Source organism: Phenylobacterium sp. (genome assembly GCF_030680185.1).
GTDB lineage: Bacteria > Pseudomonadota > Alphaproteobacteria > Caulobacterales > Caulobacteraceae > Phenylobacterium.
The window spans coordinates 33,157-45,902 of record NZ_JAUXVZ010000030.1 but is presented as its reverse complement, the minus strand read 5'-3'; the positions used below and the strand labels follow the sequence as shown (position 1 = coordinate 45,902).

Below are 12,746 nucleotides of genomic sequence, written 5' to 3'. Positions count from 1 at the left end.
TGCGACATGGAATCTGCCGTTCCGCGCGTCGTTTCAGCGCCTGTAGAGATAGACGCGCAGGTATTCGGAGAAGAAGCCCTTGTCCACCTTCCACGAAGATATGATTTTCCTCGAGTCTAACCAACCGAGCAGATCCATGTTTTCCGAATTTTTGTCCAATCGAACTGTATAGTTTCCGGTTCTTATTTCGGAATAGGGCGGCGGAAGGTCGGCAAGGGCCTGGCGGACATCGTCGTTCGTCAGGGCAGCGCTGACCTTGTTCAGTATCGAGATACGCGTCGAGACTGGTCCTGAATGCGCGATTAGGCTTTTTGCCACGTCGGCATTCAATTTTGACAGGTCGGTGTTGATGCGATCCATGATTGGGCCGAGGAGGGCGGCCCGTTCCGGAAGATTGGCGACCGCACCTAGGTCCATAAGCCCTATCACCGATGCCTTTTGCTCATCAGTGATCTCCGCCTGGAGTACGTTCTCGAGAAAGTCGTCGTCGAGCGCGAATATTTCCGGATTTTCTAGATAGGAATCAATGTTCTTCGTAACGAATAGCGCCTGCAACTCCCTGTCGCCGGCGAGATCGTCGAAGCTCTCCTTGTTAAGGGTGATCTTCCGCCGATTTATCAGAATTCTTCGCTTTGAAGCCTCTACAGATGCGGGAAACTGCTTGAACGGCAGCGGGAGCGCTTCGACGTAATCGGCATAGGCGGGATCGGAGAGAGCAGCGGCATTGACGAGAAACTCCCGCAGCGGTCGCGAAGCCGAATCGGCTGGGATAGGCTTCTCGAGCAGGACTGCTCTCACCCCGGCGCTGTCCAGATAGGAAATCAAGTGCTCGTCATCAAATCCATTACCTCTCAGGAATGCGAGGCAGTTCTCCCAACTCGGACTAATCCTGCGTAGCTCGAACAACATCGCATGCAGCTTTTCGGGAACTTCGCTCAGGTCGGGTACAAGCACTGACTGCCGCCCAACGAATTCACGCAAGCTTTCATGGTTGACATCGTCGCGTCGCAAGATCGCTAGTATGCACGAGATGTCCTCGCAGGAATTGCCCTCGAGTTTCAGAAGGACTTCATCTAGGTATGCATCGAAGTTGCGTTCGATCCTGCCTTCCAGAATATCGCTGCCCATTGATCTGAGTGTGGTGTAGTTTCTCGTTTGCAGAGCTTCGAGGTCCGAGCCGCCCAGAATATGCAGATAGATGTACTCTATGTTCTCGACTGACAGCTCGAATAGGCTGTCTTCGACCATTGCTCGCGCGATGGAGGGGTGATCGCCAATAGCAGACAGGCTCTTTACCTCGAAGTCCAACAGCTGGAGGCGCTGGGGCGGTAGTTCCGGCACATGCGCTAGGATTTCCGGCAGGCGTTCCGACACGAACGCGGGAAGGTCGTTTCCCGTGGCTTGGGCTCGGAGCGCCTCTTCGGACAGGCCCGCAACGAGCCGGGTGGCATGGGACATGCCGCGCGGGCTCGAGAGCGCCGCCGTTATGAACCTTTCCCAGAATGCTGTGAGCCTCGTGAGCAACACCGGTGTTTTCTTTCCGCGCGCATAATAGGCTTCAAGGAAGTCTTCGCACCTGTCGAATTCTGTCGAAATGAGCCCAAGAAGCTTTGTGATCTGATCGGAGTAGAGGCCCTGATCGCTCAGCAAGCAATCGACCAGACTAACGTTGAGGACATAGCCCTGCCCAAAATCCGTCTCGCGCATAGCGTCGATGACTTCCTTGGCATTGTCGATCTGGAAGTCGGGATCGGGCGTGATGAACGCGCGTATCTGGATAAGGAACTTGTTGTCGTGTGGCGATAGGCGACCCGAATGAAACAACGACGTATATTGATAATAAGTGTCGTCAAGATAGCCTTCAATGATGAGGAAGCGCGCTAGCTCGACGTTTTCCCCTGTGCCCTCGAACATATTTTCGATGTTTTCCGGACTGACGCGGAAAATTTCATTGAACTTCATTGTCCGAAGCTTCGAGATAGCCGCCCTAAGCTCTGCTATCTGACGCTGGTTCTCAAGCTTTCTCGCAACTGATTTTTCGAGGATCTCATCCCTGCGTTGCGAATAGGTTCGCTCGGGATCGACCTTGTCCTCAATGCCTGACAGCGGGACCGGCTGGTTGTAGGATTGCTGTATCCGGCAGTTCACCCGCCCAGCGCTGATCCACGGTTCGAAGGGGTCCTGTTCGGGCAGCTGCCGGAGAGAAATCCAAGGCTGCCCCTCGACATTGATCTGGCCGACGTGGTCCGGGAGCTGCTCGATGAGCGCCATAGCGTAGATTTGGTTCAGCTCCCGCACGTCGGCGGGGATCTGCCGCTCAGCCGCGGCTGTCCTTTGCTCTAGGGCGGCGATCTCCGACCTGTGGGCGGCCTCGCCCTGCGCGACAAACTCATCATGGCGAGCGAGAATCTTCGCCAGATTGCCCTCTCCGCGGTGGAGATCCTCGAAGTCCTTCGGGTAGACGTTCTTGTATATCAGTACGGCGAGCAACTTGTTCGCGTCGAGTAGGTTCTGGTCGTCGGCTTCGAGGTTCGCCACATATATCGCGTATTCGTTGAATATGTTCGTGATCAGCCGAAGATCGCTAAGGTATCTCGAGACCTCACGCAGAAACTGTTGGTCTAGACGCTCAATCAGCTCCAGGCGCTTGCCTTGACTCAACACCATGTCGATCGAGTTCGACGCGTTGATGATGGGGATGACAGGGATGATGAATTCGAAGAACTTGGTCCTGTCTGTGTTGACGAACATATCATCCCTCAAGGCGTACAGGAATCTGATCTGCCGCTTTACGCCGGCATTGGCGTTCACAAGGCTATTGATTTCCCGGAGCGTGACGAAGATGTCCGCGTCGTTGAAGCGGTCGAGATCCTCGACGACCACCAGCTCATAGTCTGTGGATTGAAAGAAGTAGATAATCTCGTCGAGATGACGATTTAGTATGGATTCCCCTGTATCCGAAGCGGGCTTTATCTCGATGTCCCTTAAAGATATACTCTTCAATGACAGGCCGAAGCTTGCGACGTAGAAGTGGTGAATCATCAGCCACATGAAGAGACCCACCATTGCGATGCTCCCCAGATGAAGCCAGTTGCTTACCGCCAGGGGGCTAAGGAAGGAGCCGGAGATTACGGCTCGGCGGTTGAGGAACACGTAAACCGTGGCGGCTACGCCGATCAGGATGAAGAAGGTCTTGAAGACCGACCAGAAGCCGGGCGACCGAATCCGCTTGAAGCGAGATAGAGGGAGCCTGTTCGCGTCAGCTCCATATAGCATCTGCTGCAGGATGCTTCTTTCGATTTCTTGACGATGGACCTCCTTACTCGCGGCATCGACCCCTGGTACGAAGGCGGCCAGCGATATGTTCAGCGCCGGTCGCTCGTATCGCTTCAGAAACGACTTGATGATGCTGCTCTTGCCCGATCCATACGGACCCGTGAGCGCTATGTTGAACACTCTCTCGTTGTTCATGGCGTAGTTGAGGGCACCGGCGTAGACGCCCTCCTTGTCGGCCTCGTCCGTCGGGGCGAGGTCGATGAAGTTCGGCTTGGGACTGGTGGGATGCGTAAGCTTGTCCAAGAAGGTCGCTGCTCGACCCAATTGTCCGCTGGTCCAGCGTAGGACGGATGTGAGGCATGATTTCATTGCGCTCGGACTAGCACGTGCTCGACCGTCACCCTACAGCGGGTCTTATCAACGTCGCCGATGAGCCCGATGGAGCCACATTGGCTTAGGTTCCAGTGCGTGCCCGGGAGCGGACATCCCCAACCGCCGCAATGAGCCCGTGGCAGACCATCGTCTGCCAATGAAGTAGCCCTTCGTTAACCACGTTCGCCGCATCTTCCCGCGCAGTTCCCCACGCTTGTCGAAAGGGCGCGCGATGAATGGCGCCGAGGTTTTGGATGTTGGCCGTGACGCCATCTGGCTGACCATCCAGCTGTCGGCGCCGGTGCTGATCGTGGGCCTGGTCGTGGGGGTGGCCATCGGCCTGATGCAGGCGCTCACCCAGATCCAGGAGGCGACGCTCGTCTACGCGCCCAAGATCGTCGCCATCTTCATCTCGCTGCTGCTGTTCCTGCCGCTGATGGGGGCGCTGATGTCCAACTTCATGAACCAGATCGCCGCCCGCATCGCGGCGATGTAGGGGCGGCATGGAAGCCTATGCCTCGGCCCCCCAGGTCTATGCCGCCGGCCTGATCTTTGCGCGCCTGGGCGCCCTGCTGATGCTGATGCCCGGCGTCGGCGACGGCTCGGTGCCGGTCCGCATCCGGCTGGCCTTCGCCGTCCTGTTCGCCCTGATGCTGTTTCCGGTGCTGGGGGGGCAGGTGGGGGCGGTGCCGGCCACCAACGGCGCCATGTTCGCCGACATCTTCCGCGAGATCCTGATCGGCCTGATGATCGGCCTGGTGCTGCGCATGATGCTGGCGGCGCTGGGCATCGCCGGCGAGATCGTGTCGATCCAGTCGACGCTCGCCTTTTCCCAGACCGCCAATCCCGGCCAGGCTCAGCCGTCCACCTCGCTGTCGACCTTCCTGACGGTGATGGGGGTGACGCTGATCATGGCCACCGACCTGCACCACATGTTCCTGGCGGCCATCGTCTCGTCCTACCGGGTGTTTCCGTTCGGGGGCGGGGTTCCGGTGGGGGATGCGGCCCAGCTGGCGGTGCAGACGGCGGCGCAGTCGTTTTCGCTGGGGCTGCAGCTGGCCGCGCCGGTGGTGGTGTTTTCGCTGATCTTCAATGTGGCCGCCGGCCTGGTGGGCCGTGTGATGCCGGCCTTTCAGATCTTCTTCGTGGCCACGCCGCTGCTGGTGCTGAGCGCGCTGTCGATCTTTGCGCTTAGCCTCGGCGTGCTCGGCATGGTCTGGGTGGAGCGCTACCGCGAACTGATCGCGTTGTTCCTGTGAGCGTGATCCATGGCTGAGAACAACGACGCCGCCTCGAAAACAGAAGAGGCGACCCCGCGAAAGCTCGAACAGTCCCGCGAAAAGGGGGACGTGGCCAAGACCCAGGACCTGGCGCCCCTGGCCGCGCTGACCTTCGCGGCCGGGACCCTGGCCATCCTCGGCGGCTGGCTGGCCAAGACCATGACCTTCGCCCTGCTGCCCTTCATCGCCCATCCCGAGCAGATCCCGCTGGAGGGGGCGGCCGGCGTCAATGTGGCGCGCATCGCCATCATGGCCGCGGCGCCTGTGCTGGGCGCCGTCCTGCTGACCGCGGCCCTGGGCGGCATGGCGGGCAATCTGGTGCAGCACGGCCTGCTGTTCACGCCCGACAAGCTGAAGCCGGACTTCAAGAAGGTCTCGCCCCTGTCGGGCTTCCAGCGGATCTTCGGCCCCGACGGCCTGGCCCAGTTCGTCAAGTCGATCTCCAAGATCCTGGCGGTGGCCGGCGTGGCCTATCTGGTGCTCAAGCCCCACTTCCACGAGTTTCGCACCCTGTCGGCGCTGGACCCCGCCGCCATGCTGCCGTTCAGCGCCGAGATCCTGCGCAAGCTGATCTTCGCCGTCATCGCCCTGATGCTGGTGATCACCGGCGTCGACTGGATCTGGCAGAAGCAGCGCTTCATGAAGAAGATGCGCATGAGCCGCGAGGAGGTGAAGGAGGAGTACAAGCAGACCGACGGCGACCCGCTGATCAAGGCCAAGCTGCGCCAGATGCGCCACGAAAAGGCCAGGCGCCGGATGATGGCGGCGGTGCCCACCGCCACCGTCGTGGTCATGAACCCCACCCACTATGCGGTGGCCCTGAAGTACGAGGCCGGAACCGCCGGCGCGCCGGAATGCGTGGCCAAGGGCCTGGATGCGGTGGCCCTGCGCATCCGTGCGGCGGCCGAAGAGGCCGGCGTGCCGGTGATCGAGGATCCGCCGCTGGCTCGCGCCCTCTACGCCGCCGTGGAGATCGACGAGGCCATTCCGCCGGCCCACTTCGAGGCCGTGGCCAAGATCATCGGCTTCATCCTGGGGGCCAAGGCGCCGTCCACCGCGCGCGCCCGGCCGATGCGCTAGGCTCGGTGCTGATCTTTCCTGGCTGCGGCGGCTGAACCGAGCGCGCGCCTGACCGTTCGGCTCCCTGAACACCACAGGGAGATGACGCCGTGATCCGATCCATCCTGATAGGCCTGGTGGCCGGCATGCGCTCCATGGCGCCCCTGGCCGTGGCCAGCGCCGCCGTCGCCCGCGGCGAACTGGAGGAAAGCGGGCCCATGGCCCTGCTGGGCCACCCGGCCGTCTCCACGGGCCTGTCGGCCCTGGCTGTGGCCGAGGCCATGGGGGACAAGCTGCCCTTCGCCCCCGACCGGATCGTCATCCCCGGCATCGCCGCGCGCATCGTCACCGGCGCCCTGGCCGGGGCGGCCCTGGCCCCGCGCGAGCAGCGCAACGTCGCCGCCGTCCTGGCCGCAGGCGCGGCGGTGGCCGCCTCCTACTGGACCTTCAAGCTGCGGGTCCGCGCCATGCGCCGCTATGGCCAGGGCCGCACCGGCGTCGTCGAGGACGCCGTGGTGCTGGCCGCGTCCCAGTGGCTGGTCAGCGGCGCCAAGGGCGGCCGCCGCTGACCGACTGGCGGTTCAGGCCTTCGGGGCGACCTTGTCCTGGGTCTTGGTGTCGAAGTCGCTGGCCTCGTGCCGCTCATGCAGCTGGGAGGACGGCTCGCCCGAGGTCTTGTTGACCATGCGCCCGCGCTTGACCGCCGGCCGCTCGCCCAGCTGGTCGGCCCAGCGGATGACGTTCTTGTACTCTTGGACCTGCAGGAACTCGCCGGCGCCATAGAGCATGCCCTTGGCCATGCCGCCGTACCAGGGCCAGACGGCCATGTCGGCGATGGTGTAGTCGGCGCCGCCCAGATACTCGCTCTCGGCCAGGCGGCGGTCCAGCACGTCCATCTGGCGCTTCACCTCCATGGCGAACCGGTCGATGGCGTATTCGATCTTGATCGGCGCATAGGCGTAGAAGTGGCCCAGCCCGCCGCCCAGATAGGGCGCGCTGCCCACCTGCCAGAACAGCCAGGACAGGCATTCGGCCCGCGCCGCCGGATCGGTAGGCAGGAAGGCGCCGAACTTCTCGGCCAGGTGGATCAGGATCGCGCCGGACTCGAAGACCCGGATCGGCTCGGGCCCGCTGCGGTCCACCAGGGCCGGGATCTTGGAATTGGGATTGGCCGAAACGAAGCCCGAGCTGAACTGGTCGCCCTGGCCGATATTGATCAGCCAGGCGTCGTACTCGGCGCCGGCATGGCCAAGCGCCAGCAGCTCTTCGAGCATGATGGTCACCTTCTGGCCGTTGGGCGTGCCCAGGGAATAGAGCTGCATCGGGTGGCGGCCGACGGGCAGGTCCTTGTCGTGGGTCGGGCCGGCGATGGGCCGGTTGATATTGGCGAACCGGCCGCCGCTGCCCTTGTTCCAGGTCCAGACCTGGGGCGGGGTGTAGTCGGTGGTCTCGGTCATGGTCGTCTCCCGGAGTGTTCGCCTCTGCGCCTTGGTCGGCGCCTCCGCTGCAATGTGGTGGCGAAGGCCGGCTTTGGCGAGCCCTCGGCGGGACGAACTTTCTCAGGCCCGTGCGGAAACCTTCCTGCCACAGAAAGGTCTCGTAAGGGTCTCAGGTGACCTTGTGGAGTATGATGCTCGATGATTCGGTGGGACGCCTGGTCCCACGCCCCAAGGCAAGCCGCAGGTCCGCCATGGCAGAGACCCCGCAGAGCCCCGCGCCGGCCCGCCGGTTTGATCCGCTCACCGCGGTGGCGGTGGTGTTTTTCCTGATGGCCGTGGCCTTCGCCGCCGCGCCAGCGATCAACGCCGGACCCGCCACCCTGGCCGGGCTGCTGCTGCTCGTCGGCCTGGCGGGCGTGGCGTGCCTCGGCCTCTTCGTCCTGCGCTCGACCCTGGAGCCCGCCGCCGACGCCGAGCCCGGGGCTGAGCGCCTGGTGGAGGCCCTGGCCGAACCCGCGGCGCTGGCCGGCGCCGATGGCCGCATCCACGCCAGCAACGGCGCCTGGCGCGGCGTGCTGGGCGACGGTCCGCGCCTGCCCAAGGGCGGAGCTTCGGCCGCCAGCCTGTTCTCGGCCCTGGGCGCCGCGCGGCGCGGCGAGACCGCCCACGCCACCCTGCGGGCTGCGGGCGTCGATCATGCCGCCGACATCTCGCCGGTCGGGACCCGCCGGTTCCTGGTCCGCCTGCGCCCCGCCGCGCCCGAGCCGCTCGCCCTGCCGGCCGGCGCCCTCGAGGTGCTGACGGCCGCGGCCGGCGCCAAGGCCCCGCCGCCCAAGGTGCTGGACGCCTTCGCCGCCGCCTCGCCGTTCGGCGCGGCCTTGCTGGAGGGCGAAGACCCCTTCAACGCCGTCATCGTCGAGGCCAATCCGGCGCTCGCCGGCATGGCCGGCCCCTATTCGCGCGGCCAGGCCTTCGGCGACCTGATCGAGGCCGCCTCGCGCCAGGACGCCGCCCAGCGGATGGCGCAGGGCGCCGAAGGGGCCCTTGAGGTCCGCCTGTCGCGGGACCCGAGCAAGATCGCCCACCTCTATCTGTCGCGCACCGGTGGGCGCTGGGTCGCCTATCTGGTGGACGTCTCGGACCAGAAGCAGATGGAGCTGCAGCTGGCCCAGAGCCAGAAGATGCAGGCCATCGGCCAACTGGCCGGCGGCGTGGCCCACGACTTCAACAACCTGCTCACCGCCATCCTGATGCAGCTCGACAGTCTGGCGGCCCGCCATCCGGTCGGCGATCCCTCCTATGAGGGGCTGAACGAGATCCGCCAGACCTCCAACCGCGCCGCCGACCTGGTGCGCAAGCTGCTGGCCTTCTCCCGCAAGCAGACGGTCCAGCGGGAGATCCTGGAGCTGGGCGAACTGATCAGCGAGTTCGAGGTGCTGCTGCGCCGGGTCCTGAGCGAGGACGTCACCGTCGACACCGAATACGGCCGCGATCTGCCCCATGTGCGCGTCGACCGGGGTCAGCTCGAGACCGCGGTCATGAACCTGGCGGTCAACGCCCGCGACGCCGTGCGCGCCTATGGCGGCACCACGGTGCGCATCCGCACGGCCCGGGTTTCGGAATCCGAGGCCGCCGCGCTCGGCTATGCCGGCGCCCAGGGCGACCAGGCGATGATCGAGGTGTCCGACGATGGTCCCGGCATCGCGCCGGAGGTGCTGGACAAGATCTTCGACCCCTTCTTCACCACCAAGCCGGTGGGCGAGGGCACGGGCCTGGGTCTGGCCACCGTCTATGGCATCGTCAAGCAGTCCGACGGCTGGATCGCGGTGGCGTCAAAACCGGGGCAAGGTTCGGCCTTCCGCATCTTCCTGCCGGTCTATGCGCCGCCGGCTGGCGTGGCGGCGCCGACCCCGCTGATCAAGCCGAAGACCGTCGCCCGCGACCTGTCCGGCGCCGGCCGCATCCTGTTCGTTGAGGACGAGGACGCGGTGCGCGGCGTGGCCGCCCGGCTGCTGCGCGCCCGAGGCTATGAGGTGATCGAGGCCGCCTCGGGCGAGGAAGCCCTGGAGCTTGCCGAACTGCACGCCGGCGAGATCGACCTGATGATCTCGGACGTGGTGATGCCCGGCATGCAGGGGCCTGATCTGCTGAAGCAGGCGCGGCAGTACCTGGCGGGCGCGCCGGTGATGTTTATCTCCGGCTATGCCGAGGCGGAGTTCTCGAATCTGCTGGAAGGGGAGGACAATATCTCGTTCCTGCCCAAGCCGATCGACATCAAGACCCTGGCCGAGCGGGTGAAGCAGGAACTGAACAAGGCGGCGTGACGGCCAGAAGCCCGCCTGCTCAGAACAGCCCGACCACCCGCTCGAACGAGTCGCCCAGGGCGCCGATGAAGGTCACGGCGGCCAGCAGCAGGGCGTTCCAGATCAGGGCCAGGATGATCACGCTGGCCGCAGCTGCGACTGCGCCCACCAGGCCCGCCACCCCGTCTCGTTCCAGCAGGCCGAAGCCGAAGGCGGCGATGGCGAAGGAGGGCAGCATGTTGCCGAACGGGATGGGCAGGAAGACGATCACCGCCAGGGTGACGCAGACCGCGCCGATCAGCCGGTCGGCGACCCGACCATAGAGGAAACGCCAGCGCGGGCGCAGATGACGCTCAAGCCGCTGCAGGTGCGGGGCCAGCCGCACGGCCATGGTCTGGAATTCCGCCCGCCGCATGGAGCGGTTCATCAGGGCCTTGGGCAACCACAGGGTCGGTCGGCCGATCATCAGCTGGAAGGCGATGAAGATCAGCGGCGCGCCGAGGATGGCCGACACCCCGGGGGGCATGGGCAGGGCCAGGGGCGCTGCAAACACCGCCAAGAGGGCGCCGAAGGCCCGATCGCCGAAGGCGTCCAGCACGTCGGCCACCGTCACCTTCGCCTCCTTGCGTGCGGCAAGGCCGGCGAGAATATCGGAAAAGCGGTGGACGGCGTCGACCACGGTCGGACCTGCGGGCTGGGGGTGAGGCGTGGCGTTCAAATGGACGCCCTGGCGGGAAATTGCACCCCCCATGCGAGGGGCGAGGCTCGAAAAGCTGCGATTTGTGGCGCGGGGTCCACGCTGGCCCGATGGACCGAAGGGCCTAGCCGGCCGCTTGTTGTCCGAAGACGACGCCCACCAGCACGGCGGCGTAGTGGACCCCGGCTCCGCCGACCACATGTCCGTGCCAGATGGCCCGGCGGAAGGGCAGCTTGCGCATCATGTAGAAGATGACGCCGACGCTGTAGACGATCCCGCCGATCGCAAGCAGCAGGAGGGACGACGGGGGCAGGGCGGCCATCAGCGGCCCCAGGGCCACCACCACGGCCCAGCCCAGGGCCAGGTAGATGATGACCCAGAGTTTGCGATCCAGGCCGCTCAGGAACAGCTTGCCCGCGACGCCGAGCGCCGCCACGCCCCAGATCGCCGCCGTCATGGCGACAGCCCAGACGCCGCTGAGGCCCGCCACGGTGAACGGGGTGTAGGAGCCGGCGATCATGATGAAGATGCCGGCGTGGTCGAGCCGCCGCAGGAGCGGCCGATGGCGGTGAGGGGCGAAGTTGTAGGCCGTCGAACAGCCCAGCATCAGCAACAGCCCGGCGGAATAGATGACCACCGCCGTGGTCAGGATCGGTGATCCCCGCCAGATCGACAGGCCGATCAGGACGCCGCCGCCGATCAGGGCCGCGGTCAGGCCGATGATGTGCACGCACAGGTCGGCGCACTTGGCCGACGGAGTCGGATAGTGGCGCGGCGGCTTGGGCGTCTGGCTGGTCACGATACTCTTCCTTCAACCCTGCTTGTACGCCGCAGCGCCCCTGGCCGGCTACCGCGCGCGAACCTTAGCAGCCGGGTTTGTCGCCATTGCGACCCTGGCGCCTCACTGGACGCCAGCGACCGCCAGTATGGCCAGCAGGCCGACGGTCATGCCGCGGACGCTTTCCACCGGCTCGACATCGATCCATTCGTCGAGAGCGTGAGCCCGCCCGCCGGAGCCCCCGGAGCCCATGGTGATGGCCGGCACGCCCAGGCTCATGGGGACATTGGAGTCCGTCGAGGAGGCGGACAGCTGCGGCGCGAAGCCCTGGATTTCGATGGCCGCCACCACGCTGCGGACCAGCAGGCTGTCGGGATCGGTCCCGCCCGCCGGCCGGTCGCCGATGACCAGGGGCTCGACCGTGATTTCGCCCTCGGCCACCGAGCGGGCCGCATTTTCCGCCGCAACCGCCTGATCGAAGATCGCCAGGAGCTGGGTCTCCAGTTTCGCGAGCTCCTCGGGGCTCTCGGAGCGCATGTCGTACTCGGTAAAGACCTCGGCCGGGATGGAGTTCACCGACACGCCGCCGCCGGTGACGCTGGCCGAATAGGTCGTGCGCGGGGTTTGCGGAACCTCGATCTGATAGAGCCCCGCCGTCGCCATGGCCATGGCGGCCATGGGATTGACCAGACCGAACGCGCCATAGGAATGGCCGCCCGGGCCGCGGAAGATGGCGCGGTAACGCTTGGAGCCCACCGCCCCGGTCACCACCCGCGAGGGATCGGAGCCGTCGAAGGAGAAGAAGGCGCTGACCCGGTCCTTATAGGCCCCCTCGGTGAACAGATGGCGCACGCCACGCAGGTCGCCCGGGCCTTCTTCGCCGACGGTGCCGACGAACAGGATGTCCTTTTCGGTCACGATGTTTGCGGCGTCCATGGCGCGGATATAGGCCAGCAGGACGGCCAGGGACCGGGTGTCGTCGCCGACGCCGGGCGCCATCAACCGCGTGCCTTCCCGGCGAACCTTCACATCCGTGTCAGCGGGAAAAACCGTATCCAGATGGGCCGAGACCACGATCACCGGCCCGCCGGCCGGGCCGGAGCCCCGCCGCAGGCCCATCACATTGCCCTCCGCATCGGTGGTCGTTTCGGTGAGACCATGGGCCTGGAGCATCGCCAGATAGGCCTTGGCCCGCTCGGCCTCCTGGAAGGGGGGCGCCGGGATTTCCGTCAGGGTGATGATGTCGGCCACCGTCTGGTCGAAATCCCTGGCCAGCTGGGCCTTGGCCTCGTTGAAGGCCGCCGTCCGGGCGATGGCGCCGACCGGGGTCTCCTGGGCCAGCGCGCCGCCGCCCAGGGTCAGAAGACAGGCGGCCGACACACCGGCGAGGACGGGAGCGAGGCGGTCTCGAAGGGGCATCCGAAGGCTCTCTCTGAAGACATGTGGCTGTGAGTCAGGCGCCATGATGCGCTGATCGCTTCTCCTGCGCACAGGCGTTTCGCCGCACGGGCCATCGAAGGCTCGCCGATGCGTCACCTCTGG

At 65.1% G+C, this 12,746-nt stretch carries 10 protein-coding genes; 5 read left to right on the top strand and 5 right to left on the bottom strand.

The features are described from left to right. Positions 1-33 precede the first annotated feature (33 nt). The gene (locus Q8L83_RS06070; RefSeq protein ID WP_305285412.1) at positions 34-3,579 is read right to left on the bottom strand and encodes a hypothetical protein; all 3,546 of its coding nucleotides are present in this window, start codon (positions 3,577-3,579) and stop codon (positions 34-36) included. Positions 3,580-3,880: 301 nt separating this feature from the next. Here Q8L83_RS06070 and fliQ point away from each other — a divergent pair, with 301 nt between their 5' ends. From fliQ to Q8L83_RS06050, 4 genes are all read left to right on the top strand, one after another. Continuing rightward, the gene (fliQ, locus tag Q8L83_RS06065) at positions 3,881-4,144 is read left to right on the top strand and encodes a flagellar biosynthesis protein FliQ (protein ID WP_304713386.1); all 264 of its coding nucleotides are present in this window, start codon (positions 3,881-3,883) and stop codon (positions 4,142-4,144) included. A 7-nt stretch (positions 4,145-4,151) separates the two neighbouring features. Continuing rightward, positions 4,152-4,907, top strand: a complete 756-nt coding sequence (fliR, locus tag Q8L83_RS06060) for a flagellar biosynthetic protein FliR (protein WP_305285407.1) — start codon at positions 4,152-4,154, stop codon at positions 4,905-4,907. A gap of 9 nt (positions 4,908-4,916) precedes the next feature. Beyond that, entirely contained in the window at positions 4,917-6,008 is a 1,092-nt protein-coding gene (flhB, locus tag Q8L83_RS06055; protein WP_305285405.1) for a flagellar biosynthesis protein FlhB, read from the top strand. Positions 6,009-6,097: 89 nt separating this feature from the next. Then, positions 6,098-6,556, top strand: a complete 459-nt coding sequence (locus Q8L83_RS06050; RefSeq protein WP_305285402.1) for a DUF4126 family protein — start codon at positions 6,098-6,100, stop codon at positions 6,554-6,556. Between the two features lie 12 nt (positions 6,557-6,568). Here Q8L83_RS06050 and yghU read toward each other — a convergent pair whose 3' ends face one another. Next, positions 6,569-7,444, bottom strand: coding sequence for a glutathione-dependent disulfide-bond oxidoreductase (yghU, locus tag Q8L83_RS06045; RefSeq protein ID WP_305285400.1), 876 nt, complete (start codon positions 7,442-7,444; stop codon positions 6,569-6,571). 233 nt (positions 7,445-7,677) lie between these two features. Here yghU and cckA point away from each other — a divergent pair, with 233 nt between their 5' ends. After that, the gene (gene cckA, locus Q8L83_RS06040; RefSeq protein ID WP_305285398.1) at positions 7,678-9,750 is read left to right on the top strand and encodes a cell cycle histidine kinase CckA; all 2,073 of its coding nucleotides are present in this window, start codon (positions 7,678-7,680) and stop codon (positions 9,748-9,750) included. A gap of 19 nt (positions 9,751-9,769) precedes the next feature. Here cckA and Q8L83_RS06035 read toward each other — a convergent pair whose 3' ends face one another. The 3 genes from Q8L83_RS06035 to Q8L83_RS06025 form a co-directional block, all read right to left on the bottom strand. Continuing rightward, the gene (locus Q8L83_RS06035) at positions 9,770-10,447 is read right to left on the bottom strand and encodes an exopolysaccharide biosynthesis protein (protein WP_305285396.1); all 678 of its coding nucleotides are present in this window, start codon (positions 10,445-10,447) and stop codon (positions 9,770-9,772) included. A 103-nt stretch (positions 10,448-10,550) separates the two neighbouring features. After that, positions 10,551-11,225 carry a hemolysin III family protein gene (locus Q8L83_RS06030; protein ID WP_305285394.1) on the bottom strand — a complete coding sequence of 225 codons (675 nt, stop codon included), beginning with the start codon at positions 11,223-11,225 and terminating at the stop codon, positions 10,551-10,553. Positions 11,226-11,327: 102 nt separating this feature from the next. Beyond that, positions 11,328-12,623 (bottom strand): M20/M25/M40 family metallo-hydrolase, encoded by a 1,296-nt coding sequence (locus tag Q8L83_RS06025; RefSeq protein WP_305285392.1) that lies wholly within the window; start codon positions 12,621-12,623, stop codon positions 11,328-11,330. Positions 12,624-12,746: the final 123 nt, after the last annotated feature.

Bases quoted from the DNA above. Each gene is read 5' to 3' on its own strand.
- fliQ (WP_304713386.1), top strand. From the start codon at position 3,881: ATGAATGGCGCCGAGGTTTTGGATGTTGGCCGTGACGCCATCTGGCTG.
- fliR (WP_305285407.1), top strand. From the start codon at position 4,152: ATGGAAGCCTATGCCTCGGCCCCCCAGGTCTATGCCGCCGGCCTGATC.
- flhB (WP_305285405.1), top strand. From the start codon at position 4,917: ATGGCTGAGAACAACGACGCCGCCTCGAAAACAGAAGAGGCGACCCCG.
- yghU (WP_305285400.1), bottom strand. From the start codon at position 7,444: ATGACCGAGACCACCGACTACACCCCGCCCCAGGTCTGGACCTGGAAC.
- cckA (WP_305285398.1), top strand. From the start codon at position 7,678: ATGGCAGAGACCCCGCAGAGCCCCGCGCCGGCCCGCCGGTTTGATCCG.
- Q8L83_RS06025 (WP_305285392.1), bottom strand. From the start codon at position 12,623: ATGCCCCTTCGAGACCGCCTCGCTCCCGTCCTCGCCGGTGTGTCGGCC.